This is a genomic window from Bradyrhizobium sp. BR 10289 (assembly GCF_019455385.1).
Lineage (GTDB): Bacteria > Pseudomonadota > Alphaproteobacteria > Rhizobiales > Xanthobacteraceae > Bradyrhizobium.
In genome coordinates this window covers 52,817-77,903 of sequence record NZ_JACOFR010000002.1, presented here as the reverse complement: position 1 = coordinate 77,903, position 25,087 = coordinate 52,817, and the positions used below count along the sequence as shown (strand labels likewise).

The following is a 25,087-nucleotide window of genomic DNA, read 5'->3' as shown; positions in this document are numbered from 1 at the left end:
GCCCGAATTGAAAGGAAGCCCTCAGGTGACGATCTCGATGTACGAGGCCTCGGTCGGCCTCTTCGTGCCGTATTTGCGTAATTTGTCCGTGCTGCTCGACAAGGGCGTCGCCTATGCCGAGACCCGCAAGTTCAACCCGGCGGTCCTGCTCGGCATGCGCATGGCGCCGAACATGTACGATTTGGCGCAGCAGATCGGCGAGGCCTGCCGCCACGCCACCATCGCGCCGGCCTTGCTGGCGCAGTGCGAGCCGGTCGCGCTGCCGCCGCTGGAGCACGACATGGCCGGGCTCCAGGCGCGCATCGCGACCTCTATCGAGTTCATCGAAAGCCTGCCACGCGCCGAGATCGATGCGTCAGCGGAGCTGAATGTCTTCTTCAGGCTCAAGAACGGCACCGAGCTGCCCTTCACCGGACGGACGCTGCTGCTGACCAACAGCATCCCGCAGTTCTTCTTTCACGTCACCACCGCCTATGACCTTCTGCGGCACGCAGGCGTCGAGCTGGTGAAGAAGGACTTTTTGGGAAGGAAATAATTGGCGGGCTAGATGTTCACCTCTCCCCGACGGGAGAGGTGAAGAGGCATACGGCGTGCTGATTGCCTTACGCTTCGCCCTTGCGCTCGTAATCGGCCAGCGAGCTGCGGCCGGCGATCTCGCTACGCAGCAGCTCGAAGCGACGATGCGCCTCGTCCTCCTGCGCATCGACGAAATGCACGGCGGCCTCGCTCGTCATGGGGCCGCTGACCACGGGCGCGGACTGCTCGCCGATGGTCTCGTGCACGTAATACTGACCGTCGTCGCCGCGATGGACGGTCCATTTGAGGCGGATCGCGACCATCGGTCCGGGGCCGACCTTGCTGTAGCCGTCGGCGTCGGTGTGATCGGGGACCAGCGGCTGCTCGTCGACCATGGGATGCTCGTCGGTCGCATGGTGCTCTTCATGTTCCTCGACAGCGGGCTGCTCACCGACGACGTACTCGGTCTCGCGGATGATTTCGGTTTCGCGAACGACGAGCGCCGGTTCGGGGCGCTCCAGAATGCTCGCGATGGTCGCCAGCGCGTGGTCGGTCGGGTCGATTTCTGACAAGAGTCCATCCTCCAGCTCGGCGCGGCCGGCAAGTCTGTCCCACTGCCGCCGCGGCCGGACTTATTACGCGGGTTTGATTAAGGCTGAGTTGGGGCTCGATCTGCGCCAAAATGGGACATATTCTGGCCGTCCGAAGGCGCCCAGATGAGTTGGCCTTCGGATTTGCCTTATCCGAGCACGTCCTGATTGATGACGTTCTGCGTGACGGGATCGCCATCCAGCACACTCAGAATATTGCGCGCCGTCTGCTCGCTCATGCGCTGGACTGCCTCCACCGTGACGCCGGCGACGTGCGGGGCCATGATGACGTTAGGCAGCGCAAACAGCTTGTTGCTGACCGGCGGCGGCTCCACCTCGAACACGTCGATGCCGGCACCGGCGAGCTGCCCTGCGACAAGCGCGTCGTAGAGCGCGGCTTCCTTCACGATGCCGCCGCGCGCGGTATTGATGAGGTAGGATTTCGGCTTCATCCGGCCGATCCTGTCCGCATCGAACAGGCCGACCGTCTCGGGCGTCTTCGGGCAATGGATAGTGAGGAAATCGGCGTTCGGCAGCGCGGCGTCGAGATCGGCGACGGGTTCGCAGCCGGCGGCCTTGATGTCGGCGGCAGGTTTGTAGGGATCGTAGACCTGCACCTTCATCTCCATCGCCTGGCAGCGCTTGGCGGTGCGGGTGCCGATGCGGCCGAAGCCGACGATGAGCACGGTCTTGCCGTAGAGGTCGAATGGCAGCATGCCGAGGCGGTTGGCCCACTGGCCGTCCTTGACGCAGGCATGCATTTCATTGGCGCGCTTGGCCAGCGTCAGCATCATGAACAGCGCCTGTTCGGCGACCGAGGGCGAATTGGCGCTGCCTGCGACCATCAGCGGCACCTTGCGGCGGGAGAGGGCGGGCACGTCGACGGCGTCGTAGCCGACGCCGATGCGGGTCACCACCTTCATGTCTTGCGCGGCCTCGAGCTCGGTCTCGCCGAAGGCGGTAGCGCCCAGCGCAACGCCATGGACCGGCGCATGGCTCTTCAGCAGGGCCTCAAAGTCCTTGGCCGAGATCAGGTTGGGAAACTCGACGAGCTCGATATCGTCCCGTTGGGTGAGAAGGGCGCGTGCCCCTTGCGACAAAGTTTGTGTAACGAAAATCTTCTTCTTGTTGGTCGCCATTGCTCCCCGCCTGCTCTACGTTTTTCCGACCGGCGTCACAGCACGACGCCGGTCTCCTCGTTTAGCAGGTGCATGTTGTTGAGGTCCATCGCCAAACGCATGGGAGCCCCGTCCGCCGCGCCGGCATTGGGATCGACACGGCCGCACACCGGCGTGCCGTCGAGCCCGAAATAAACCAGCGTCTCCATCCCCATCGGCTCGGTGACGTCGAGCACGGTGTCGAAGGTCTCGACACCAGGCGCGAGATGCGCGTGCGCCTCGGTGAGGTGCTCCGGCCGGATGCCGAGCAGCAGCCTGTCGGTGCGCGGCAGTCCGTTGTAGCGGGCAGCGCGGGCCGGTGGCAGCGGGAATGCGATGCGGTCGGTGAGGCGGATCTGAAGCGTGCCGCCGACCTCTTCGAGCCGGCACGGGATGAAATTCATCGCGGGCGAGCCGATGAAGCCCGCGACGAAGCGCGTCGCCGGCTTGTGGTAAAGCTCGTTCGGCGTGCCGATCTGCTCGATGCGGCCCTTGTTCATGACCACGACGCGGTCGGCCAGGGTCATCGCCTCGACCTGGTCGTGGGTGACGTAGACCGTCGTGGTGCGCACCTTCTGGTGCACCTTCTTGATCTCGATCCGCATCTGCACGCGGAGCTTTGCGTCGAGATTGGAGAGCGGCTCGTCGAACAAAAAGACTTTTGGATTACGCACGATGGCGCGCCCCATCGCGACGCGCTGGCGCTGGCCGCCGGAGAGCTGCTTCGGCTTGCGGTCGATCAGATCGGTGATGTCGAGCAGGCGCGCCGCTTCCGTGACCCGTGCCTTGATCTCGGCCTTGGGATAGTGCTTCAGCCGCAGCCCGAACGACATGTTCTCGGCGACCGTCATGTGCGGGTAGAGCGCGTAGTTCTGGAATACCATCGCGATGTCGCGGTCCTTCGGCGGCACGTCGTTGACGACGTCGCCGCCGATCATGATGTCGCCGTCGCTGATGTCCTCCAGCCCTGCGATCATGCGCAGTGTCGTCGACTTGCCGCAGCCGGAGGGGCCGACCAGCACGATGAACTCATGGTCGGCGATGTCGAGGTCGATGCCGCGCACGGCCTCGACATCATCGTAACGCTTGACGACCTTCCGCAATGCAACGTCAGCCATTGAATTTCAGCTCCTCAAACCTCAACCCTTTGTCGCACCGGCGGTCAGGCCGGCAATGTAGTAGTCCATCAGGAAGGCGTAGATGATCAGCGGCGGCGCCGCGCCAAGCAGCGCGCCGGTCATGATCTGTCCCCAGTTGAAGACATCGCCCTTGATCAGCGTCGTGGTGATGCCGACCGGCAGCACGAGCTGGTCCACCGAGGTCGTGAACACCAGCGGATACAGGAACTGCGCCCAGGACACGGTGAAGGCGAAGATAGTCGCAGCAATCAGTCCGGGCAGCGCCACCGGGATGAAGATCCGGGTCAGCGTCTGGAGCCACGAGGCGCCGTCGATCAGGGCGGCTTCATCGAGTTCCTTCGGGATCGAGGCGAAATAGCCGATCATGATCCAGGTACAGAACGGCACCGTCAGCGTCGGATAGATGAACACCAGCACGTACCAGCGGTTCAGAAGCGTAATGCCGGTGAACTCCTGGACCACCGCGAGCATCTTGAAGAGGGGAATGAACAGCAGGCTGTCCGGGATCAGGTAGGTCAGGAACACGCCGGTCGCGAGCGTCGCCGAGCCCCAGAACTTCATCCGCGCCAGCGCGAACGCCGCGGGGATGCTGATCAGCATCGTCACGATCACGACCGTGATCGAGATGATCGCCGAATTCCAGAAGAAGCGCAGGAACTGGTTCGAGGTCAAAAGCTCAGCATAGTTCGACAGCGTCGGGTGAAACACCCACCAGGGATTGGTCGCCGCCGAAATCTCCGCGCTGCTCTTGAGCGAGGTGATCAGCATGTAGACCGGCGGCGTCAGGAAGAAGATCGCGAACAGCACCAGGAAGAAATAGGACCAGCGCAGCGCCCAGGTCCGGTCCCGACTCATGCTGCCGAGCTTGACCTTGCGCGAAGGGCCGGCCTTGTCGATTGCGAGCGTGCTCATCAGGCTTCGTTCCCACGTTTGTTGACATCGCGCAGGATGAAGATCGCGGCGACGGCGAGGATCGGCACCATGAACAGCGAGACGCAGGCGCCGAGCGGAATGTCGCTGCTCTGGATGCCGACCTGGAACGCCCAGGTGGCGAACAGATGCGTCGTGTCCAGCGGGCCGCCCGAGGTCAGGATGCGTACGATGTCGAAATTGGCGAAGGTGACGATCAGCGAGAACAGCGTGGTGATGGCGATGATGTTGCGCATCATCGGCAAGGTGATGTGCCAGATCTTCTGCCACCAATTGGCGCCGTCGATCGACGCCGCTTCGTAGAGCTGGTCGGGAACGGATTTCAGCGCGGCGAGATACATGATCAGGAAGAACGGCGCGCCGTACCAGACGTTGACGAGGATGACGGAGAAACGCGCCCAGAAGGTGTCGCCGAGCCAGGGGATGGGACCGACGCCGAAGAAGGACAGCGTGTAGTTGAATGCGCTGTACGAGGGATCGAACAGCCACAGCCAGGCCAGCGTGCTCATCGCCGGCGGGATCACCCAGGGCACCAGCAGCATGCCGCGCCATTTGCGCTGCTTCTTGCCGGGAATGTTGTGGACGAAATGCGCGACGATGAAACCGATCAGCGCCTTGAAGATCACGGCGGTGATGGCGAAGATGCAGGACTGCTTCACCACCATCCAGAACGTCTCGCGCTTGAACAGGAAGGTGAAATTGCCGAGCCCGACGAATTTCGTCATCGCCTTGTTCAAGGTCGCCAGATAGAGCGAGTAGAAGGCGGGATAGAGCACGAGCATTGCGATCAGCAGGATCAGCGGCAGCGTCAGGAAGAACGCCACTGTCGATTTCCGGCCCAGCACGTTGCGCAGGCTCGTGCTCTTCTTGCGCGGGCTCGCGGTGCGGGCGAGGCGGCCTTGCTCAACGACGACATCAGCCATGAGTCAAACTTTCTGAATCAAGCTCTCTTGCGGAAGGAAGATCCAAGAGTGAAGCCGGCGACCGGTCGGCTTCACGGGCAGCCAGACGGAATCCGGATGCGCCTTGGCGGCTCACGCCCTTAAGGCATGAACCGCCATGGCACACACCCGGCTCAGGTCCGCATGAAGCCCTCGCACTCGCCCTCGGCCCAGGCGAGCGCGGTGTCCATCTTCTCGCCTTGCGCGAAGCGCAACGCCATCTTGGTCAGCGTCGCCTGGAAATAGATCTGCTGGGCGATCTTCGGCGGCGCCGGCGACGCGGCGATCGACAGCGTCTGTCGATGGTAGGGATCAGGATAGTGGAACAGCGTGCCCTTCGGCGGCCCTTCCTCGGCCCAGGTCTTGAACTTCGTCATGTTGGCATAGGCCGGCAGATCATATCCGCCACTCGCCACGACGAACTTCTCGATCGCCGCGGGCGAGGACAGATGGACGAGCAGGCTCTTCGCCGCCTCCTTGTTCTTGCCGAAGCTCCAGACGCCCCAGAAATACGGCAGGAACGGCGCAAAGCGGCCCTTCGGCCCGGCCGGGAAGCCATGGGTCCAGCATTGCTCCGCAACCTGCGGCGCATCGCGCTTGGCGACCGCCCAGGCGCTCGGCGGGTTCATGATCATCGCGCCGCGGCCGGAGATCAGCCATTTGTTGTTGGAGGCGTCATCCCAGGAGGGTGCGTCCGGCGGTAGCACAGCGATCAGCTTCTTGTAGAATTCGAGCGCCTGCCGCACCGCATCGGTCTTGACGGTGACGTCGCCCTTGGCATTGACGAGCTCGGCGCCGAACGACTGGAAGATTGCACCTGCCGTGTCGACGCTGTCGGTGGTCTCGCCGAGACCGATGCCGAAGGGGACGCCGGCCTTCTGACAGGCTTCCGCCGCTTTCAGGAATGTCTCCAACGTCCAGTTGTCATCTTTCGGCGGGCTGCCGGCCGGATACATCTCCTGCACGTCGATGCCGGCGTGCTTCTTCATCAGGTCGATGCGCGAGCAGGGGCCCTTGATCTGGCTGCCCGGGGTTGCCGGCACCGCAAGCCATTTGCCGCCCGACTGTCCCAGATATTTGACGGTGCCGTTGACCTCGCCGTTCTGCTTGATGAGCGGCTCCATGACGTCGTTGAGCGGCTCGAGATTCTCCGAATAGGCATGCGGCCACCAGCTCGGCATCTGAAGGATGTCGTGACCGGACTTGGCCTGGGCTTCCGCCGCCGCGGTCAGCTCGATCTTCTTGTTGTTGCTGGTGATGTAGTCGATAGAGACCTCGACCTTCTCCTTCTCGCCCCATTCCTTGACGAGGGCGGTGGAGGCATCGTTGGCGCCGGGCACCCAATGGTCCCAGAAGCCGATCGAGAGTTTGCCGGCGGCATAAGCGCCCCGGACATAGGGCGCCGCGATCAGCGCCGTGGAGGACATTGCAGTGGCAGCAACAAATTGACGTCGCGTCAGTGTCTTGCGTGACATCTCGTTTCCTCGCCTTGGTGTGTTTTATTGTTCTGTCGTTTCCTCGTGCATTCCTGAGTTTGTTTTTGATTTTCTTGTTGGCGTTTCTTCCGGACGTTTCTTTTTGATGCCGTCGGCTTCGATCGCAAATCAGGCGACGCGCGGCAAATTGGTAGCGCGATCAGATCATGATTGATCGCATCTGTCGAGAAATCCGAATGGCGATCGTCTAGAACTAACGTTGTGCCTGAAACCGCGGCAGGTCCGGTGGAGGGCGAACGCGGGGCGCGAGCCTTCGCTGTTCATTTTGCGATGCACACGCCGGGCTGAGCGCGCGCCTTCTTCGCGTGCGCAATTACGCCGCAGTTTCGAATAAGCCTTCATAACCGCTTCGCGCGAAAGAACTTTCGGAGTGGACGGCAAGCGGCCGCGCCTAGACCTCGGCGCGGCGAAAACGATAGAGTTACAACCGGCGGGTGGCTTGCACCCCGACAGGACAATCGGATCGACGATGGAGACCAGAATGATCAACCCGGCACCGTCCGCGCGGCTTCATCTGCGGCGATGGTTCGCCTTGGGGTCGGTGCTCGCGCTGTTGCTCGGCGCAGCCGCAGTGGCGCATGCCCAGGGCCTCGTCAAGGGCGTGCAGGACGGCGCCGCAGCCGGCAACAAGGCGGCCGGACCCGTCGGCGGCGTGCTGGGCGGTGCGATCGGCGGCGTGGTCGGTGTCTTCACCGGCGTGCTCGGCGTCAACAACAACAGCAACCAGCCGGCGCCGGCCGCGAAGGATGGCAATAAGGACGCCAGCAAGGACGTAGCCAAGGATTCCAAGCAGCCGGGTGCCAAGGACAAGGACGCAAAGAGCGCCAAGGCGGGCAAGGGCGCCAAGGCCAGCAAGGAAGCCAAGAACGCACCGCAGGACATCAGGGACGACAGCAATAAGGACAGCAACAAGGACCTCGCGGTCCTGACCCAGCCCGGCGCGCCGCAGCAGACCGCCGAGCAGATCGTCGCCAACAGCGATGCCTATATCGAGCGGATCAAGACCGAGCTGAACCTGACGCCGGAGCAGGAGAAGCACTGGTTCGGCTTCTCCAGCGCCATGCACTACCTGGGACATAATGGTGCGGAGCGGCTCAACCTGCGGATTGCGCGCGCCAAGCGCGACCCGCCCGACGACATCATCGAGCAGATGCGCAACGAGTCGCAATTCCTGATCGACCGCGCCGCCGACCAGCGCAACGTCGCCGACGCCGCCGAGCCGCTCTATTCGAGCCTCGACGACAAGCAGAAGCAGGTGTTCATCCAGGAGATGGTGCGCCTCAGCCACGAGCGCGGACTGGATTGATCAAGTTGAATCGGATTGCGGGCGCCTGAATTAACGGCGCCCGCCACGAATTCGTGAATCCTCCAAGCAATTCTGTTATGGTTAGCTTCGCAAGCTGACTGCGGGGTTGAGATGGCGGACGGACTCTCCGTTTTCCTGGTCGAAGACGAGGCGTTGATCCGGATGATGATGGCCGACATGGTGGAAGAGCTCGGCCACCACGTCGTCGCCGAAGCGGACAATGTCCAGGACGCCAGTGCGTTTGCGATGACCGCGCAATATGATTTCGCGATCCTCGACATCAATCTCATGGGCCTCTATGTCGATCCCGTCGCCGACCTGATCGAGCGCCGCGGCAAGCCGTTCCTGTTCGCTACCGGCTATGGGCCGGAATTGCTGCCGTCCTTGCTCCGCCGCAGGCCGATCCTGCGCAAGCCGATCTCGATCGACCAGCTCAAGGCGATGATCGATTCCCTGTTCCCGGAAGCCACCTCGAAGGCGCCGCTCTGAGCGTCGGCGCCGACGTCTCAACGAAATGGCCGCCCGTGAGGGGCGGCCATTCGAGTCCAGGGTATTTGCAAGCGGGCTTACATCAGGCCCGCGCTGAGGTCGATGCCGCGGGACATCAGGCCGAACGAGACGACGAGGCCGACGCAGCAGAACAGAAGAATAGTCTTGAGCGCCGTATCGGCAAAACGCGTTTCGACCGCGCTCGGCATCGCGGCGAGCGAAATCATGCTCATGTTCATTCCCCCCTTTGTTGATCCTGAATTGCATCAGGTGAGGGAACCCTAGAGCGAAAAGTTTGACGCTCGCTTTCGAGGCGTCGTTAATGGAATCGCAATTGACCGAGAGCCTGCGCGGGCGACGCTCGGGGATCGCAAATCTCAGCTGCGGCCGTTCTTCAGCACGGTGGCGATGGTATGGGCCGTCATCGCGGCGCGATCCGAGGCCCGCTGTGCGGCCAGCCGGTCTCGCGCCTTTTCCTCGATCAGGAGCTCGATCAGCGCGCGCCGCTTGTCCTCGTCATCCGCCTCGGTCAGCAGGCGGTGATAGCGATGATAGTCGAATCCCAAATCTTGTTTAGGCAGGTCCTGCTTACGCATGTCACGCCCCCGCAAGCTACGCCACGCTGGGCGGATTGTTTCCCATCGGAAACAGTCGGGCAAGCACGATCCGGTATGGAACCGCACTTCGCCTGCAATCAGCTGTGCATAGTTAACGGATCGCACGCGCCCGCCGGCCGCGGCTCAATCCAGATTGTGGTCGGCGAACACCTTCAAGCCGACGAAGCTCGCATCCGGCTTGGTGACCAGCCAAGTCGGGATGTTGCGCAAATAGTCCTGGAAGCGCCCCTTGGCCTCGAAGCGGGCGCGAAACGCCGAGGCGGCCAGGAACTCGGGGAAGCGTGGCACGATGCCGCCGGCAACGTAGACGCCGCCGCGGGCGCCGAAGGTCACCGCGAGATTGCCCGCGACCGAGCCGAGGATGGCGCAGAACATCTCGAGCGTCGCGCGGCTGTGCGCACAGCTGCCGTCCAGGGCCGCCTTGGTGATGGCGGCGGCGTCGCGGTGCGGCACCGCTGCGCCGTCGACCTCGGCCAGCGCCTCGTACAGGCTTTGCAGGCCGGAGCCGGAGAGCGCACCGCGCTCGATCGAGACATGGCCGGAGAAGCGCCGGCGCAAGCAGGCGATCACGTGTTCCTCGCGCTCGTTCTCCGCCGGCAGCGTCGCGTGGCCGGCTTCGGTGACGACCGCGAGCCGCGCACCATGGCGCTCGACCAGGCAGGAGACGCCGAAACCGGTTCCAGGCCCGACCACCAGCAGCGGTTCGCCGGGCAGGCCCGCCTGGCCGCCGAGCGGGATCAGATCGGCGGGCTGCAACGCGGGCAGGGACCAAGCCACCACCTCGAAGTCATTCAGCACGTGGACACTGTCGAAGCCGAGCGCCGGCTGAAGCTCGTTGCCGTCGATGACCCACGGGCTGTTGGTCATGACGCAGCGGTTGTTGGTCACGGGACCCGCGACAGCCAGCACGGCCCGCGGGGGCGGCTCGCCGCCGGCGCGGCGCGCAAGAACATCGGTGATGGCTTCCCGGACGGTGGGGAAGTCCGCGACTTTCACATAGTCGATGGGGCCGGTCTGATCGCCCTCGGTGATGGCGAAACGCGCGTTGGTGCCGCCGATATCGGCGAGAAGAATTTTGCCTGTCTTGCCGACACTCATGACCATGCGGTCGCCGCGCCATCAGGGCTTGCGGGAACCATTTCCTCCACTCTGTCGATCCGCAAGATTGCGAACGTCCTTGAGAATCCGCCCTTGCGTGAGCCTAGTCAACTCGGATGGTGCCAAACCGTTGCATCCCGGGTCCGACGCCGCGACATCGGCGCATATGGGTTGGGTGTTGCGCAGCGGTGCGGGAAGATCGACACTGGACGGGCGCGTTTCGGCGCCTGTGGCGCCGGACGGCTGTGCAGGACCTCGAGATGAAGATTTCCGACCGCGACGTGCTGCTGGTGATCGACGTGCAGAACGATTTCTGCACCGGCGGGGCGCTCGCCGTGCCCGACGGCGAGAAGGTCGTGCCCGGGATCAACCGCATCGCCCAAAAGTTTGGCAACGTCGTGCTGACCCAGGACTGGCATCCGGGCGACCATGTCTCCTTCGCCGCGAATCATGCGGGCAAGCAGCCGTTCCAGACCATTGAGCTCGACTACGGCACCCAGGTGCTCTGGCCGACACATTGCGTGCAGGGGACAGTCGGCGCCGAATTCCACCGCGATCTGGAGGTCACACGCGCGAGCCTGGTGGTGCGCAAGGGCTTTCGCCGCGGCATCGATTCCTATTCGGCGCTGTTCGAGAACGACAAGAAGACGCCGACCGGTCTGCTCGGCTATCTGCGCGAGCGCGAACTGAACACCGTCTTCGTTGCCGGGCTGGCGCTCGACTTCTGCGTCCGCTTCTCGGCCGAGGATGCCCGCAAGGCCGGGTTCGAGGTCGTGGTGATCGAGGATGCGTGCCGCGGCATCGACCTCGAGGGATCCGTCGCGGCCGCACATCGCAGTTTTGCCGAGCTCGGGATATCCGTGATCAGCTTCGAGGCCTTCTTGTGAGAGGTGCGGGATAGCAGTGGCGGAGAAGACAGGCAGACAGAAGGGCGGAGCGGACCACGTCGCTGACGATCCGCTGCTGTGGCCGTTTGCGGCGGCGCGGCTCGCCATGGATGCCTGCTTCTGGTGGATGGAACGAGGCCCGGTCGAGCCAGCCGGCAGCAGCCTGCCGTGGACGACGCCGGGCACGGCCACGCTGGAGCTTGCAACCATGCTCCTGCGCGATTGCGCGCGGGGGCAGTCCGGCCAGCCGGCGCTGGTCTGCGCGCCCTACGCGCTGCATCGGGCCCTGATCGCCGACTTCGCCCCCGGCCACAGCGTCGTGCAGTCGCTGCAGAACGGCGGCGTGGACCGGGTCTATCTGACCGATTGGCGCTCGGCGACAACCGAGATGCGCTATCTCTCCATCGACAGCTATCTCTCCGATCTCAATGTCGCCATCGACGAGATCGGCGCGCCGGTCGATCTCGTCGGGCTATGCCAGGGCGGCTGGCTGTCGCTGCTCTACGCGGCGCGCTTTCCAACCAAGGTGCGGCGGCTTGTTCTGGTGGGCGCTCCGGTCGATCTGTCGATTGATTCGGCCATGGCACAGCTCGCCCGCAACGCGCCCGGTATGGTCTACGATCAGCTGGTCGCGCGCGGCGGCGGCAATGTCAGCGGCAAGGAAATGCTGCGCGTCTGGTCGAAAACGCCAAGCCGCGAGGATATTGCAGCCGCCTTGCAGAGGGAGCTTTCGGATCAGGAGGGCGCAGCGCTGCTCGCCCGCTTCGAGCAATGGAACGTCGAGCCGCTGGATCTGCCCGGCACGTATTATCTGGAGATCGTCAACTGGATCTTCCGGGAGAACCGGATGGCCGGCGGCAACTTCACGGCGCTGGGACGACGAATCGACCTGAAGGACGTCAAGGTGCCGATCTTCCTGCTCGCCGGGCTCGACGACGAGGTGGTGCCGGCAGCGCAGGCGCTCGCCACCGCCGCGCTTGTCGGCACGCCGCCCGCCTTCATTGCGGCGGCCTCTGAGCCCAGCAACCATCTCGGCCTGTTCATGGGGGCGCGGACCCACGCGCAGGCCTGGCCCCGGATCGCTCATTGGCTCCGGGACGACCTCTCCGGCGTGCTCGCCCGCAGCGCCTGACCGAGGCGCAAATCCGTTATGCATGATGCCGGATGCCCTGCACGGGGTCGGGCGCATGAGTTACATAAGATCTGGAGCTGACGGTTGCCGCCGGCCGCCAAAGAATTAAGGGTACGCGATGACTTTCCACTCGATCTACGCCCACGGATTTGCGCGCGTGGCGGCCTGCGTCACCACCTCGCATGTGGCCGATCCCACGGCCAATGCGCAGGCGGTGCTGGCAGCGGCCAATGCCTGCCACGAGCAGTCGGTGGCGGTCGCCGTATTTCCCGAGCTGTGCCTGTCCGGTTACGCGATCGAGGATCTGGTGAAGCAGGACCCGCTGCTCGATGCGGTCGAGCGCGGCCTTGCCGCCATCGTCGAGGCCTCCGCGGCGCTGATGACCGTCCTGATCGTCGGCGCGCCGCTGCGCTTTGGGGCCCGCATCTACAATTGCGCCATCGTTATTCATCGCGGCAACGTCCTTGGCGTCGTGCCCAAGAGCTATCTGCCGACCTACCGCGAATTCTACGAGGGACGGCATTTCGCCTCCGGCACCGGCATCGCGGGGGAGACCATTTCTTTCGGCGGTCTGCACGCTCCATTCGGCGTCGACCTGCTGTTCGCGGCGGAGGACGTTCCCGGCCTGACCATCGGCGTCGAGATCTGCGAGGACATGTGGATTCCGGTGACGCCGGCCTCCGAGCTGGCGCTGGCCGGCGCCAGCGTGCTGATCAATCTCTCGGGGAGCCCGATCACGATCGGCCGGGCGCGCTCGCGCGCGCTACTGTGCCAGTCGACCTCGGCGCGCTGCCTTGCAGCCTATGTCTATTCCGCCGCAGGGGCAGGGGAATCCACCACCGATCTGGCCTGGGACGGCCAGACCTCGATCTACGAGAACGGCGTGCTGCTGGCCGAGGGCGAGCGGTTCCGCCAGGGCGGCCAGATCACCACCGCCGACGTCGACCTCGACCTGCTCAGGCAGGAGCGCGCCCTGATGGGCACGTTCGACGACAACCGCAGGCAGCGCGAAGGCTTTTATCGCAGGATCAGCTTTGCGCTGAAACCGCCGGCGACCGACATCGGCTTCCTGCGCAGGATCGAGCGCTTCCCGTTCGTGCCGAGCGACGAGAGCCTGCTCGAGCAGGATTGCTACGAGGCCTACAACATCCAGGTCGCCGGCCTCGTACAGCGCATGCGCGCCACCGGTACCAAACGCATCGTGATCGGCGTCTCCGGCGGCCTCGATTCGACCCACGCCCTGATTGTCGCCGCCAAGGCCGTCGACCTGCTCGGCCTGCCGCGCGAAAACATCCTCGCCTATACGATGCCGGGCTTTGCGACCGGCAGCGAGAGCAAGACCAACGCGCTGGCACTGATGCAGGCGTTGCAGACGACCGGTCAGGAGCTCGACATCCGCACCACCGCGACGCAGATGCTAAAGGACATCGGCCATCCCTTCGGCGAGGGCGAGAAGGTCTACGACGTCACCTTCGAGAACGTGCAGGCGGGCCTGCGCACGGACTATCTGTTTCGCCTCGCGAACCATCACGGCGGCATCGTCATCGGAACCGGAGATCTCTCCGAGCTCGCGCTCGGCTGGTGCACCTATGGCGTCGGCGACCAGATGGCGCACTATAATGTCAATGCCGGTGTGCCGAAGACGTTGATCCAGCATCTGATCCGCTGGGTGATCGCTTCGAAGCAGTTCAGCGATGACGTCAACCGGACGCTGTCTTCGATCCTGTCGGCCGAGATTTCGCCCGAGCTGGTTCCGGCCAAGCCCGGCGAGAAGCCGCAGAGCACGGAAGCTTCCGTCGGCCCCTACGAGCTGCAGGATTTCAACCTGTTCTACACGCTGCGCTTCGGCATGCGGCCTTCCAAGATCGCGTTCATGGCGCAGCACGCCTGGAAGGATGTCGCCAAGGGCGAGTGGCCACCGGCATTTCCGAACGACAAGCGCAAGGCCTACGATCTTCCCGAGATCCGCCGCTGGCTGGAGGTATTTTTGCGCCGCTTCTTCGCCTTCAGCCAGTTCAAGCGCTCGGCGATGCCGAACGGGCCGAAGGTTTCAGCCGGCGGTTCGCTGTCGCCGCGCGGCGACTGGCGCGCGCCGTCTGACTCGAGCGCGGCGGCCTGGCTCGAGGACCTCGAGCGGAACGTGCCGAAATAATGGCTGTGGTCGTGAGGAGACGATCGGATGACGGCGGGGGACACGTCAGAGACGAGTGAGGCGAAGGTCGTCAACGGCCTTTACATCTTCGACATCGAGATGCGCGATGGCAAGCGCGGGCAGGCGAAGGGCGTCGTCGTGCTCTGCGACGGCCGCATCATGGGCGGTGACAGCTATTTCTACTACACCGGCAGCTACACCTTCCGGAACGGCAAGTGGCGCGGCGACATGATCGTCAATCAGCACACCGAGGCGATCGGCAGAACCCTTGCCTTTGGAGGCAGGGAGGTCACCTGCGGCTTTTCCGGCGATTATTTCCCCGGCGGCGCAGAGGTCGAAGGCATGGCGCTGGTCGGCAAGACCAGCGTGACGTTCACGGCACGGTTGACGCTGAAGGATGCAATGTGAGCGTGACCTGATCCGCTCACCCCCACGTTCCCTCTCAGGGAACATTCGCACGGACAGAGCGTTCGCGTCCGTTGTTGCGAATTGTTGAGGAGAGGGATCATGCGAAAACACTTGATGTTATCGACTGCGGCCATCGGCCTGATGCTCGCATCCGGCATTGCCTGCGCCCAGGCGCCCGGTGAGCGCAGGGAGGAACCCAAACGCACCGAGGAACCGGCCAAGGGCGCTGCGCCGCAGCGTGGCGGCCCCCAGGAACATGTTCAGGAGCGCGTTCAAGAGCGTGCCAAGGGCGCCGAGGAGCGACTGCAGGGCGCGGGCCGTGAAGAGAAGGGTGGCGCTGCCAGGCAGGAGGCGAACGAGGACAAGCGCCAGCCTGCCAACTCTGCTGAGCGTAACCAGCCGAAAACGAAGGATCAGGCACAAGAATCCCGCGAGCCTGCCCGAGACCGCAACCGTGAAGCGGACAGCGCGAAACCGGGACGCGCCAGCAAGAGCAGCGCTGAGACCAAGCAGGACAAGTCTGCGCCGCAGAAATCGACGGCCGAGTCCGAGAAGTCCAAGACCGGCCCGGCTGCTCAGCAGAACGAGCGGACGGGGGCTGCAGCCAACCAGAACGAGCGCAATCAGAACCAGCCGCCCCGCAATGCCGCGGAGCAAGCGCCGCCGGCGCAACAGAACAACCGGCCAGCAACGGCGACCGATACCAACCGAGCGGCTCCGACCAACAATGCGCAGACCGCGCCCGGCACCGCGGGCACGCCGACCAATCAAGCCAATCAGACCACGCAGACCAACACGCAGGTCAATCAGCAGACGCAGATGAAGTCCGAGAAGCAGGTGCGGATCTCCGAAACGGTGAGCCGTGCGCGGCTGGCTGAGCCGGAGCGCAATCTGAACATCTCGATCCGGGTCGGCGAGACGATTCCGCCGCGTGTGCGTCTCTACCGGGTTCCGCCCGAGATCGTTTCGATCGAGCCGGAATATCGTGACTACGAGTATTTTGCGACGGATGAGGACGTCGTCATCGTCGAGCCGCGCACCCATCGCATCGTCAGCCAGGTGCCGCGCGATCCGTCGCGGGCCCGCGCGCAGATGGGCAACAGCGCTTCGTCGAATGTGGCGGCGGCCGGCGGGAGCAATGTGAACTGCCAGATCATGCGGCGTGACGCCTCGGGCAATGTCGCCCAGGCGGAACCCTCGACCGTAGGCTCGACCGCGCGTAGCGACTCCCTGAGCGTGACGGTCCAGATGCCCGGCGGCGGCTCGTCCGCGCCGATCGCCCTCGGCGCTCCCGCGGGCAATATTGTGGTCGCAACGCAAGGGCAGGGCGACTGCACCGTGACGATCGAGCCGCAGACGCGCTAAACGAAGGACGAGGCTGAAACGACAACGCGCCGCCCGGATGCCCCACCGGACGGCGCGTTGCTGCGTTCAATCTGAAAAGTTTCGAGGTCCGGAGTGCCTAGGAGTCCGGACCTCGTCACCTTGCCCCAGCCTTTGATTCCCCCGCCCCATGTGGTCCCCCAACCCCATAGTGCGCGATCAGAGGATGATGCCCTTGGAAGGCCGCCGATCGATGTCCCGCGATGTACGCGAGATATGGTTAGGATTCCATTCCGGATCACTACGGACTTAAAATTGCTTGATCTTGCGCGCTGACGCATGCGTCTGCACACGCCGCATTCGCTGCTGCCTGAATTCGATGCAGACGGTCGACGCGGGATGTCCACATGTCCTGGCGTCTTGCGACCTGCGTTTCACCGGCCTGTCATTGAACTGGTCTAGCGCTGCCCTTGTCATCGTTGACGGACAAGGAGCAAGCCATGTCGAAGCCGGTGTTGGGCGCCGCACTCTCCATTAAATCGATCCCCGGCCACCGCGATTGGCTTCTCGACAGGCAACGCGATCTCGAAATCCAGGACTTCTTCCGCGCCGATCTGCTCGACGGCGACTGGCGCAGCGCAGCGACCGAGATCAAGCAGATGCTGTCGGGCTATACCGGCCGGCTCGGCATCCATGGCCCGTTCTGGGGCTTCAAGATCGACAGCCACGATTCCCTCATCCGCCAGGCCGTGACCAAGCGCCTGCTCCAGGGTCTCGATGCCGCGGAATTCCTCGGCGCGACGCAGATGGTGGTCCATTCGCCGTTCACGACCTGGGACCACAACAATCTCGACCTCTATCCCGACAACCGCGCCAACATCGTCGAGCGCGTCAAGGCGACGCTTGCCGAAGTGATCGCGCGCGCCGAGACGATCGGCTGCGAGATCGTCATCGAGAACATCGAGGACAAGGATCCGCGCGACCGCGTCCGTCTCGCCAAGGCGCTCGAGAGCAACAAGGTCCGCGTCTCCCTCGACACCGGCCACGCCAACTACGCCCACATCTCCACCGGCGCGCCACCGGTCGACTATTACGTGGAAACGGCCGGCGACATGCTGACGCATGTACACCTCCAGGACACCGACGGCTTTGCTGACAGGCACTGGGCGCCGGGCGAGGGCAATATTCCGTGGGTCGGCGTGTTCCGCGCGCTGGGACGGCTCACCTCCAACCCGCGGCTGATCCTCGAGCTGCGCAATCACGACGACGTCCGCAAGGGCGCGGCGCATCTCGCCGCGCTCGGTCTCGCCGAATAACGGATCACAGAGGGCAGGGGTTATCCTCATGAGCAAGCTCAGCCGTCGTACCATCCTGAAGTCCGGCAGCGCCGCCGTGGGCACGCTGCTGCTGCCGCGCTTTGCCATCGGCCAGGCCGACAATCGTCCGTCGGTGACGATCGCCGTGCAGAAGGTGACGAACTCCAACGTGCTCGACGTGCTGCGCGAGCAGTCCAATGTCGGCGAGCGCGTGTTCTTCTCCTCGATCTGGGAAGGCCTGATCTCCAAGAACTGGCGCGGCAACCTCGAGGCCGTGCCGGGCCTTGCCACGGAGTGGCGCCGCATCGACGATCAGACCCTTGAAGTGAAGCTGCGCCAGGGGGTGAAATTCCACAATGGCGACGAACTGACCGCCGACGACGTCGTCTTCACCTTCAGCCGCGAGCGCATGTTCGCCGAGACCGAGGCCAAGAGCCGCTCGACGATCCAGGCGTTCGAAAAGATCCCGACGCCGCGTCCGGGCAAGGAGCTGCCGCCTGACGTCCCCGGGGTCGCGCGCCGCATCTGGCCGGACCTCGTCCGTGTCGACGCCGTCGACAAGTACACCGTGCGCTTCTACAACGCGACGCCTGACGTCACCCTTGAGGGCCGGCTGTCGCGCTACGGCTCGGACATCGCCAACCGCCGCGCCTGGGCAGAGTCTGCCAGCTATCTCGATTGGGCGCGCAAGCCTGTCACGACCGGCCCCTACAAGGTCGTCGAGCTCAAGCCCGACGTGTCGCTGACGCTGGAAGCGCATGACGAGTATTGGGGCGGCCGTCCGCCGCTCAAGCGCATCCGCTTCCTTGAAGTGCCCGAGGTCGCGAGCCGCATCAACGGACTTCTCTCGGGCGAATACCAGTTCGCCTGCGACATCCCGCCGGACCAGATCGCCGGCATCGAGAAGAACGCCGCGTTCGAGGTGCAGGGCGGCACGATCCTCAATCACCGCCTGACCGTGTTCGACAAGAACCACGCCGTGCTCGCCAATCCGCTGGTGCGCCGTGCCTTCACCCATGCGATCGACCGCCAGGCCATCGTCGACAGCCTGTGGGCCGGCCGCACCCGCGTGCCGAAGGGCCTGCAGTGGGAATTCTACGGCGACATGTTCAACGCCGATTGGAGCGTGCCGGCCTACGATCTCAAGCTGGCGCAGGACCTGTTGAAGCAGGCCAATTACAAGGGCGATCCGATCCCGTACCGCCTGCTCAACAACTATTACACCAACCAGGTCGCGACCGCGCAGGTGCTGGTCGAGATGTGGAAATCGGTCGGCCTCAACGTCCAGATCGAGACCAAGGAGAACTGGTCGCAGGTCATGGAGCGCGCGCCGACCCGTGCGGTGCGCGACTGGTCGAACTCGGCTGCCTTCAACGATCCGGTGTCCTCGCTGGTCGCCCAGCACGGCCCGAACGGCCAGCAGCAGCAGATCGGCGAATGGACCAATGCCGAGCTGAACACGCTTTCGGAATTCCTGGAAACTTCGACCGATCGGGCGGCGCGCAAGAAAGCGTTCCGCCGCATGCTGGAGATCGCCGAGCGCGAGGATCCCGCCTACACGGTGCTGCACCAGAATGCCACCTTCACGGCCAAGCCGAAGTCGATCAAGTGGAAGGCCTCGCCGGCGTTCGCGATGGATTTCCGCGCCGGCAATTTCGAGGCTTGAGGCATGACGCCGCTGGTCAGCATTGAAGGTCTCAGCGTCGCCTTCAACGGCGTGCCGGTGCTGCGCGGCGTCGATCTCGCACTTGGCAAAGGCGAGGCCCTCGGCCTCGTCGGCGAGTCCGGATCTGGCAAGTCAGTCACCTGGCTTGCCGCGCTCGGCCTGCTGCCGCGGCATGCAAAAGTCTCGGGCTCGGTGCGGCTCGATGGACGCGAACTGCTGGGTGCGCCCGCGTCCGAGCTCGACCAGGTCAGGGGCGGGCGGGTCGCCATGATCTTCCAGGACCCCGCGAGCGCGCTCAATCCGGTGCTGACCATCCGCAAGCAGCTCTGCGAAGCCCTGGCACTGCATCGCAATCTCTCGGGCGAGGCCATCAAGGCCGAAGCGCTGCGGCTGCTCAATCTCGTCGGCATTCCCGACGCAGGCCGGCGGCTCTCTGCCTATCCGCATGAATTCTCCGGCGGCCAGGTTCAGCGCATCATGATCGCGATGGCGGTGGCCGGAAATCCGGACCTCTTGATCGCGGACGAGCCGACCACGGCGCTCGATGCCACCATCCAGGCCCAGATTCTCGAGCTGCTCTCGACCATCCGCCGCGAGATGAGCATGGCGCTAGTCCTGATCAGCCACGATCTCGGCGTCGTCGCCGAAAACTGCGACCGCGTCGCGGTGATGTATGCCGGCCGCATCGTCGAGCAGGCGCCCAGCAACCAGCTCTTCGCCGACCCCGTGCATCCCTATGCGCAGGGCCTGATCGGCGCGCTGCCGCCGCTTGATGGTCCGCGCCGCCGCCTGACGGCTATTCCCGGCACCGTGCCCGATCCCGCGCACATGCCGAGCGGATGCGCCTTCGCGCCGCGCTGCACGCTCGCCGCCGAACCGTGCGCTCTTGCAGCGCCACCCCTGGCACCGATCGCGGAGGATCGCGTTGTCGCCTGCATCCGCGCCGAGGCGTCGCGCCACGCGCTGCTTGGGATCGCCGCCGAATGAGCCCGCCGCTCGTCGAAGTGTCCGCGATCTCGCGCAGCTATGCGATGCGCTCCGGCATGTTCGGTCGTAGCACCGCGGTGCATGCCGTCGATGGCGTGTCGCTGACGATCCGCAAAGGCGAGATACTGGGCCTCGTCGGCGAATCCGGCTCAGGCAAATCCACCACGGGCCGCATCGTGCTCGGCCTCGAGCCACCCGATCGCGGCGAGGTGCGGTTCGACGGCAAGCCGATGGCCGCACCTGGAACAGCCGCCTGGCGTGCGCAGCGCGCGCGCATGCAGATGATCTTCCAGGACCCCCTGGGCGCACTGGACCGGCGCCTGCCGGTCGCCGCCCAGATCCGCGAGCCGCTGGACATTCACGGCGTCGGCACGATCGCCGAGCGCGAGGACCGGGTGCGCGAATTGCTGCGCGCCGTCGAGCTGACGCCGGCCCATGGCGCGCGCTATCCAGGCGCGCTCTCGGGTGGGCAGCGCCAGCGCATCGTGCTGGCGCGGGCGCTCGCCACAAAACCTGATTTTCTCGTGTGCGACGAGCCGGTCAGCGCACTCGACGTTTCGATCCAGGCGCAGGTGGTGAACCTGCTGTGCGATCTCCAGGCGCAGCTTGGGCTGACGCTGCTGTTCATCAGCCACGACCTCCGCGTCGTCAGGCAGATCAGCAACAACGTCGCCGTGATGTATCTCGGCCGCATCGTTGAGATCGGCAGCGCGGACGACCTGTTTGCGCGTCCCGAGCATCCGTACACGCAGGCTCTGGTCTCTGCGTCACCCGCACCGGGTCGCCGTAGCGCCGGCCGTATCGTGCTGGCGGGCGATCCGCCGAACCCGGCCGCGCGGCCGCAAGGCTGCGCGTTCCATCCGCGTTGCCCGCGCGCGATCGCGCGCTGCGCGAGCGAGGTGCCGGCCTTGTCGAGTGTGGGCGGCGACAGGCAGGTCGCCTGCCATCTCGTCTCGGGTGCTGAGACGCGAGAAGCGGCGTGATGGGCCGCTATTTCGCCATTCGCATCGGGCGTGCGGCGCTGACGATCGTGCTCGTCGTCACCTTCGCCTTCGTCGTGCTGCGCCTCTCCGGCGATCCCGCGCTGATGATCCTTGGACCGGAAGCGCCGCCGGAAGTCCTCGCCGCCTTCCGCAAGGCCTGGGGCCTCGATGATCCCATCTGGCTGCAATATCTCGACTATTTTGGCGCCATCGCCAAGGGCGAGCTCGGCCGCTCGATGCGCGACGGACGGCCCGCGATCGAGCTGGTGCTGGAGCGGATTCCGGCCACGCTCGCACTGACGCTGCCGGCGTTCTTCCTCAAGGTCGCGCTCGGCGTTCCCGCCGGCATCTATGCAGCGCTGCATCGCGGCTCCGGCGTCGATCGCGCCGTGATGATGACGGCGGTCGCCGGCTTCACCGTGCCGAGCTTCGTGCTCGCGCTGCTGCTCGTGCTCGTCTTCGCCGTGCAGCTCGGCTGGCTGCCCTCGGGCGGACAGGAGAGCTGGCGCCACGCCATTCTGCCGATCACGACGCTGAGCCTCGGCGGCGCCGCCGTGCTGGCGCGCTTCACCCGCAGCGCGATGCTGGAAGTGCTGGGCCAGCCCTATATCCGCACCGCATCCGCCAAGGGCGTGCCGTGGCGCAAGGTCGTGACGTCGCATGCGCTGCCGAATGCGGCGATCCCGACCGTCACCATTTTGGGCTTCATGGTCGGCACGCTGATTGCGGGGGCTGTCGTGGTCGAGAGCGTGTTTGCCTGGCCGGGAGTAGGGCGGCTGCTCGTCGTTGCGGTCGCCAATCGCGACCTCGCCGTCGTGCAATGCATCCTGCTGCTCGTGGCGATGACCATGGTCTCGTCGAACCTCATCGTCGACTTTCTTTACGGCTTCCTCGATCCGCGCCTTCGTGCGAAAGGAGCGCACGCATGACGGACGCGACGCTGAAGGACACCGCGGTCCGTCGCCGCATCAGCTTGCCGGCAATCCCTGTCTCGGTCGCGCTTGCGATCGGCTGGATCGTCGCCATGCTGGTCATCGCGGCCTTCGCCGAGAAGATTGCCCCCTACGGCTACACCCAGCTCGACCTGCGTAACCGCCTCGCGGCGCCCGGAAATGTCGCGCACTGGCTCGGCACCGACGAACTCGGCCGCGACGTGCTGTCGCGCCTTCTGGTCTCGATCCGCATCTCGCTGCTGATCGCGTTCGGCGCGACCGCGATCTCGGCCGTGGTCGGCACCATGCTCGGCTTCCTCGCCGCGCATTTTCGCGGGGGCGTCGAGCAGTTCGTGCTGATGCTGACCGACTTCCAGGCCAGCATGCCGTTCCTGATCATGGCGCTCGCGGTGCTCGCCTTCTTCGGCAATTCGCTGCCGCTGCTGGTCGGCCTGATGGGCCTGTTCGGCTGGGAACGCTACGCCCGCATCGCGCGCGGCCTCGCCATCTCCGCCAATGCGCAAGGCTACGCCGCCGCCGTCCGCCAGCTCGGCGCCACGCCATCACGGATCTACCTCCGCCACATCCTGCCCAATATCGCCTCGACCCTGATCGTCTCGACCACCTTGGTCTTTCCCGAGGTGATCCTGATGGAATCGGGCCTGTCCTTCCTCGGCCTCGGCGTCCAGCCGCCGATGACCAGCCTCGGCAACATGGTCGGCTACGGCCGGGAGTACCTGACCCGCGCGCCCTGGATCATGCTGGCGCCGGCGACGACGATCGTCGTTACCACATTGGCGGTCTCCGTGATCGGCGACTGGCTGCGCGACAAGCTCGATCCGACGCTGCAGTAGGCCTCGTGTCCCGGACGCGCAGAGCGCGAGCCGGGACCCAGGAGGCCACGGTTCTCGCTGCCACGTGGGCCCCGGCTCTGCAGCGCACCGTCGAAGGGACGCTGCGCTGCGTCCGGGGCACGTGCCAGACCCCGCGCCGGGAGCAGGGGAGCCCTGTCCGGCCCAAGTTCCCGTTGCGTCCGTTCCGCCCGTGCGCTATCCGGCCGGAAAGGCCTGAAGGCGACTACCGTATTTTCCCGCCCGGCCCCCCAGACCCGAGGACGGAAACCGCCATGCCAGCCTATCGCTCCCGCACCACCACCCACGGCCGCAACATGGCGGGCGCGCGCGGCCTCTGGCGCGCGACCGGCATGAAGGACGGCGATTTCGGCAAGCCGATCATCGCGGTCGTCAATTCCTTCACCCAGTTCGTGCCCGGCCACGTCCACCTCAAGGACCTCGGCCAGCTGGTCGCCCGCGAGATCGAGCAGGCGGGCGGCGTTGCCAAGGAATTCAACACCATCGCGGTCGACGACGGCATCGCCATGGGCCATGACGGCATGCTCTACAGCCTGCCGTCGCGCGAATTGATCGCCGACAGCGTCGAATACATGGCCAACGCGCACTGCGCCGACGGCCTCGTCTGCATCTCCAACTGCGACAAGATCACGCCCGGCATGCTGATGGCCGCGCTCAGGCTCAACATCCCGGCCGTGTTCGTCTCGGGCGGCCCGATGGAGGCCGGCAAGGTCAAGCTGGCCGGCAAGACCAAGGCCGTCGACCTCATCGACGCCATGGTCGCCGCGGCCGACTCCAAGGTCAGCGACGAGGACGTCAAGGTGATCGAGCGCTCGGCATGCCCGACCTGCGGCTCCTGCTCGGGCATGTTCACGGCCAACTCGATGAACTGCCTGACCGAGGCGCTTGGCCTCGCGCTGCCCGGCAACGGCACGGTCGTCGCCACCCATGCCGACCGCAAGCGCCTGTTCGTCGAGGCCGGCCACACCATCGTCGATCTCGTCCGCCGCTATTACGAGCAGGACGACGCGAGCGTGCTGCCGCGCAACATCGCCAACTTCAAGGCGTTCGAGAACGCGATGACGCTCGACATCGCGATGGGCGGATCCACCAACACCGTGCTGCATCTCCTGGCCGCCGCCCATGAAGGCGAGGTCAAGTTCACCATGCAGGACATCGACCGCCTCTCGCGCCGCGTGCCGGTGCTCTGCAAGGTCGCGCCTTCAGTCGCCGACGTTCACGTCGAGGACGTGCATCGCGCCGGCGGCATCTTGGGCATTCTGGGCGAGCTCGACCGTGCCGGCCTGATCGACACCTCGGTCTCGACCGTGCACGCGCCGACCATGAATGATGCGCTGGAGCGCTGGGACATCAAGCGCTCCAAGAGCGAAGCCGTGCGGACCTTCTATCGCGCCTCGCCCGGCGGCATTCCCACGCAAGTCGCCTTCAGCCAGGAGCGCCGCTACGACGAGCTCGATACCGACCGCGAGAAGGGCGTCGTGCGCAACATCGACCACGCCTTCAGCAAGGACGGCGGCCTCGCCGTGCTCTATGGCAACCTCGCGCAGGACGGCTGCATCGTGAAGACCGCCGGCGTCGATTCCTCGATCCTGAAGTTCTCCGGCCCCGCGCGCGTGTTCGAAAGCCAGGACGCCGCGGTCGAAGGCATCTTGGGCGGCAAGGTCGTCGCCGGCGAGGTCGTGGTCATCATCTACGAAGGCCCGCGCGGCGGCCCCGGCATGCAGGAGATGCTGTATCCGACCAGCTATCTGAAATCGATGGGCTTGGGTAAGGCCTGCGCGCTCGTCACCGACGGCCGCTTCTCCGGCGGCTCCTCGGGCCTCTCGATCGGGCATCTCTCGCCGGAAGCCGCCGAAGGCGGCAACATCGGCCTCGTCCGCACCGGCGACATCATCGCCATCGACATCCCGAACCGCAGCATCACGCTGGAGGTCTCCGACGAGGAGCTCGCCAGCCGCCGTGCCGCGGAAGAGGCCAAGGGCGATGCCGCCTGGCAGGCCGTCGGCCGCAAGCGCAACGTCTCGACCGCGCTGCAGGCCTACGCCGCGCTCACCACCAGCGCCGCGCGCGGCGCGGTGCGCGAGGTGAAGCGTCGCGCGAAGTAAGCGCTGCATCGCGCAAGCACCGCGCGTGCATGGTCAACAAGTTCT

At 65.1% G+C, this 25,087-nt stretch carries 24 protein-coding genes; 15 read left to right on the top strand and 9 right to left on the bottom strand.

What is annotated here, in order from left to right; genetic code table 11:
* Positions 1-37 precede the first annotated feature (37 nt).
* Positions 38-535, top strand: a complete 498-nt coding sequence (locus HYH08_RS03810) for a DUF1993 domain-containing protein (protein ID WP_220008921.1) — start codon at positions 38-40, stop codon at positions 533-535.
* A 67-nt stretch (positions 536-602) separates the two neighbouring features.
* Here HYH08_RS03810 and HYH08_RS03805 read toward each other — a convergent pair whose 3' ends face one another.
* From HYH08_RS03805 to HYH08_RS03780, 6 genes are all read right to left on the bottom strand, one after another.
* The gene (locus tag HYH08_RS03805; RefSeq protein ID WP_220008424.1) at positions 603-1,088 is read right to left on the bottom strand and encodes a hypothetical protein; all 486 of its coding nucleotides are present in this window, start codon (positions 1,086-1,088) and stop codon (positions 603-605) included.
* Between the two features lie 167 nt (positions 1,089-1,255).
* Positions 1,256-2,245, bottom strand: a complete 990-nt coding sequence (locus tag HYH08_RS03800; protein WP_220008423.1) for a hydroxyacid dehydrogenase — start codon at positions 2,243-2,245, stop codon at positions 1,256-1,258.
* Positions 2,246-2,280: 35 nt separating this feature from the next.
* A complete protein-coding gene (locus HYH08_RS03795; RefSeq protein ID WP_220008422.1) occupies positions 2,281-3,381 on the bottom strand; it encodes an ABC transporter ATP-binding protein in 1,101 nt (366 codons plus the stop codon).
* A 21-nt stretch (positions 3,382-3,402) separates the two neighbouring features.
* Positions 3,403-4,314 (bottom strand): carbohydrate ABC transporter permease, encoded by a 912-nt coding sequence (locus HYH08_RS03790; protein ID WP_220008421.1) that lies wholly within the window; start codon positions 4,312-4,314, stop codon positions 3,403-3,405.
* On the bottom strand, positions 4,314-5,255 hold the full coding sequence (locus HYH08_RS03785) for a carbohydrate ABC transporter permease (protein WP_220008420.1): 942 nt from the start codon (positions 5,253-5,255) through the stop codon (positions 4,314-4,316). Before HYH08_RS03785 ends, HYH08_RS03790 begins: the two co-directional genes overlap by 1 nt.
* A gap of 152 nt (positions 5,256-5,407) precedes the next feature.
* On the bottom strand, positions 5,408-6,748 hold the full coding sequence (locus HYH08_RS03780) for an ABC transporter substrate-binding protein (protein WP_220008419.1): 1,341 nt from the start codon (positions 6,746-6,748) through the stop codon (positions 5,408-5,410).
* Between the two features lie 502 nt (positions 6,749-7,250).
* On the opposite strand from HYH08_RS03780, the gene HYH08_RS03775 reads away from it, so the two are divergent.
* Positions 7,251-8,075 (top strand): Spy/CpxP family protein refolding chaperone, encoded by an 825-nt coding sequence (locus HYH08_RS03775; protein WP_220008418.1) that lies wholly within the window; start codon positions 7,251-7,253, stop codon positions 8,073-8,075.
* A gap of 111 nt (positions 8,076-8,186) precedes the next feature.
* Positions 8,187-8,564, top strand: coding sequence for a response regulator (locus HYH08_RS03770; protein WP_220008417.1), 378 nt, complete (start codon positions 8,187-8,189; stop codon positions 8,562-8,564).
* Positions 8,565-8,641: 77 nt separating this feature from the next.
* Here HYH08_RS03770 and HYH08_RS03765 read toward each other — a convergent pair whose 3' ends face one another.
* From HYH08_RS03765 to glk, 3 genes are all read right to left on the bottom strand, one after another.
* A complete protein-coding gene (locus HYH08_RS03765) occupies positions 8,642-8,797 on the bottom strand; it encodes a hypothetical protein (protein WP_220008416.1) in 156 nt (51 codons plus the stop codon).
* A 144-nt stretch (positions 8,798-8,941) separates the two neighbouring features.
* A complete protein-coding gene (locus HYH08_RS03760; protein WP_220008920.1) occupies positions 8,942-9,145 on the bottom strand; it encodes a hypothetical protein in 204 nt (67 codons plus the stop codon).
* 159 nt (positions 9,146-9,304) lie between these two features.
* Positions 9,305-10,279 (bottom strand): glucokinase, encoded by a 975-nt coding sequence (gene glk / locus HYH08_RS03755; protein WP_220008919.1) that lies wholly within the window; start codon positions 10,277-10,279, stop codon positions 9,305-9,307.
* A 260-nt stretch (positions 10,280-10,539) separates the two neighbouring features.
* Here glk and pncA point away from each other — a divergent pair, with 260 nt between their 5' ends.
* From pncA to ilvD, 12 genes are all read left to right on the top strand, one after another.
* Complete coding sequence (gene pncA / locus HYH08_RS03750) at positions 10,540-11,166, top strand: bifunctional nicotinamidase/pyrazinamidase (protein WP_220008415.1); 627 nt, start codon at positions 10,540-10,542, stop codon at positions 11,164-11,166.
* A gap of 16 nt (positions 11,167-11,182) precedes the next feature.
* On the top strand, positions 11,183-12,298 hold the full coding sequence (locus HYH08_RS03745) for an alpha/beta fold hydrolase (RefSeq protein ID WP_220008414.1): 1,116 nt from the start codon (positions 11,183-11,185) through the stop codon (positions 12,296-12,298).
* Positions 12,299-12,416: 118 nt separating this feature from the next.
* Positions 12,417-14,450, top strand: coding sequence for an NAD(+) synthase (locus HYH08_RS03740; protein ID WP_220008413.1), 2,034 nt, complete (start codon positions 12,417-12,419; stop codon positions 14,448-14,450).
* A gap of 27 nt (positions 14,451-14,477) precedes the next feature.
* The gene (locus HYH08_RS03735) at positions 14,478-14,858 is read left to right on the top strand and encodes a GrlR family regulatory protein (protein ID WP_220008412.1); all 381 of its coding nucleotides are present in this window, start codon (positions 14,478-14,480) and stop codon (positions 14,856-14,858) included.
* 141 nt (positions 14,859-14,999) lie between these two features.
* Positions 15,000-16,223: a DUF1236 domain-containing protein gene (locus tag HYH08_RS03730; RefSeq protein ID WP_228747520.1), complete on the top strand. Its 1,224-nt coding sequence runs from the start codon at positions 15,000-15,002 to the stop codon at positions 16,221-16,223.
* A 458-nt stretch (positions 16,224-16,681) separates the two neighbouring features.
* On the top strand, positions 16,682-17,497 hold the full coding sequence (locus HYH08_RS03725; protein WP_220008410.1) for a sugar phosphate isomerase/epimerase family protein: 816 nt from the start codon (positions 16,682-16,684) through the stop codon (positions 17,495-17,497).
* A gap of 28 nt (positions 17,498-17,525) precedes the next feature.
* Positions 17,526-19,163, top strand: coding sequence for an ABC transporter substrate-binding protein (locus tag HYH08_RS03720; RefSeq protein ID WP_220008409.1), 1,638 nt, complete (start codon positions 17,526-17,528; stop codon positions 19,161-19,163).
* A 3-nt stretch (positions 19,164-19,166) separates the two neighbouring features.
* A complete protein-coding gene (locus HYH08_RS03715; protein WP_220008408.1) occupies positions 19,167-20,150 on the top strand; it encodes an ABC transporter ATP-binding protein in 984 nt (327 codons plus the stop codon).
* Positions 20,147-21,133: an ABC transporter ATP-binding protein gene (locus HYH08_RS03710; RefSeq protein WP_220008407.1), complete on the top strand. Its 987-nt coding sequence runs from the start codon at positions 20,147-20,149 to the stop codon at positions 21,131-21,133. Before HYH08_RS03715 ends, HYH08_RS03710 begins: the two co-directional genes overlap by 4 nt.
* Positions 21,133-22,062 carry an ABC transporter permease gene (locus HYH08_RS03705; RefSeq protein WP_220008406.1) on the top strand — a complete coding sequence of 310 codons (930 nt, stop codon included), beginning with the start codon at positions 21,133-21,135 and terminating at the stop codon, positions 22,060-22,062. Before HYH08_RS03710 ends, HYH08_RS03705 begins: the two co-directional genes overlap by 1 nt.
* The gene (locus HYH08_RS03700; RefSeq protein ID WP_220008405.1) at positions 22,059-22,919 is read left to right on the top strand and encodes an ABC transporter permease; all 861 of its coding nucleotides are present in this window, start codon (positions 22,059-22,061) and stop codon (positions 22,917-22,919) included. Before HYH08_RS03705 ends, HYH08_RS03700 begins: the two co-directional genes overlap by 4 nt.
* Positions 22,920-23,191: 272 nt before the next feature.
* Positions 23,192-25,042, top strand: a complete 1,851-nt coding sequence (ilvD, locus tag HYH08_RS03695) for a dihydroxy-acid dehydratase (RefSeq protein ID WP_220008404.1) — start codon at positions 23,192-23,194, stop codon at positions 25,040-25,042.
* The last annotated feature ends 45 nt before the right edge of the window (positions 25,043-25,087 follow it).

What these genes read in the sequence shown, in the direction of transcription:
- HYH08_RS03700 (WP_220008405.1), top strand. Translation starts at nt 22,059, where the DNA reads ATGACGGACGCGACGCTGAAGGACACCGCGGTCCGTCGCCGCATCAGC.
- HYH08_RS03810 (WP_220008921.1), top strand. Translation starts at nt 38, where the DNA reads ATGTACGAGGCCTCGGTCGGCCTCTTCGTGCCGTATTTGCGTAATTTG.
- HYH08_RS03790 (WP_220008421.1), bottom strand. Translation starts at nt 4,314, where the DNA reads ATGAGCACGCTCGCAATCGACAAGGCCGGCCCTTCGCGCAAGGTCAAG.
- HYH08_RS03770 (WP_220008417.1), top strand. Translation starts at nt 8,187, where the DNA reads ATGGCGGACGGACTCTCCGTTTTCCTGGTCGAAGACGAGGCGTTGATC.
- HYH08_RS03785 (WP_220008420.1), bottom strand. Translation starts at nt 5,255, where the DNA reads ATGGCTGATGTCGTCGTTGAGCAAGGCCGCCTCGCCCGCACCGCGAGC.
- HYH08_RS03780 (WP_220008419.1), bottom strand. Translation starts at nt 6,748, where the DNA reads ATGTCACGCAAGACACTGACGCGACGTCAATTTGTTGCTGCCACTGCA.
- ilvD (WP_220008404.1), top strand. Translation starts at nt 23,192, where the DNA reads ATGCCAGCCTATCGCTCCCGCACCACCACCCACGGCCGCAACATGGCG.
- HYH08_RS03775 (WP_220008418.1), top strand. Translation starts at nt 7,251, where the DNA reads ATGATCAACCCGGCACCGTCCGCGCGGCTTCATCTGCGGCGATGGTTC.
- HYH08_RS03800 (WP_220008423.1), bottom strand. Translation starts at nt 2,245, where the DNA reads ATGGCGACCAACAAGAAGAAGATTTTCGTTACACAAACTTTGTCGCAA.
- HYH08_RS03715 (WP_220008408.1), top strand. Translation starts at nt 19,167, where the DNA reads ATGACGCCGCTGGTCAGCATTGAAGGTCTCAGCGTCGCCTTCAACGGC.
- HYH08_RS03705 (WP_220008406.1), top strand. Translation starts at nt 21,133, where the DNA reads ATGGGCCGCTATTTCGCCATTCGCATCGGGCGTGCGGCGCTGACGATC.
- HYH08_RS03725 (WP_220008410.1), top strand. Translation starts at nt 16,682, where the DNA reads ATGTCGAAGCCGGTGTTGGGCGCCGCACTCTCCATTAAATCGATCCCC.
- pncA (WP_220008415.1), top strand. Translation starts at nt 10,540, where the DNA reads ATGAAGATTTCCGACCGCGACGTGCTGCTGGTGATCGACGTGCAGAAC.
- HYH08_RS03740 (WP_220008413.1), top strand. Translation starts at nt 12,417, where the DNA reads ATGACTTTCCACTCGATCTACGCCCACGGATTTGCGCGCGTGGCGGCC.
- HYH08_RS03735 (WP_220008412.1), top strand. Translation starts at nt 14,478, where the DNA reads ATGACGGCGGGGGACACGTCAGAGACGAGTGAGGCGAAGGTCGTCAAC.
- HYH08_RS03795 (WP_220008422.1), bottom strand. Translation starts at nt 3,381, where the DNA reads ATGGCTGACGTTGCATTGCGGAAGGTCGTCAAGCGTTACGATGATGTC.
- HYH08_RS03730 (WP_228747520.1), top strand. Translation starts at nt 15,000, where the DNA reads ATGCTCGCATCCGGCATTGCCTGCGCCCAGGCGCCCGGTGAGCGCAGG.
- HYH08_RS03710 (WP_220008407.1), top strand. Translation starts at nt 20,147, where the DNA reads ATGAGCCCGCCGCTCGTCGAAGTGTCCGCGATCTCGCGCAGCTATGCG.
- HYH08_RS03765 (WP_220008416.1), bottom strand. Translation starts at nt 8,797, where the DNA reads ATGAGCATGATTTCGCTCGCCGCGATGCCGAGCGCGGTCGAAACGCGT.
- HYH08_RS03720 (WP_220008409.1), top strand. Translation starts at nt 17,526, where the DNA reads ATGAGCAAGCTCAGCCGTCGTACCATCCTGAAGTCCGGCAGCGCCGCC.
- glk (WP_220008919.1), bottom strand. Translation starts at nt 10,279, where the DNA reads ATGAGTGTCGGCAAGACAGGCAAAATTCTTCTCGCCGATATCGGCGGC.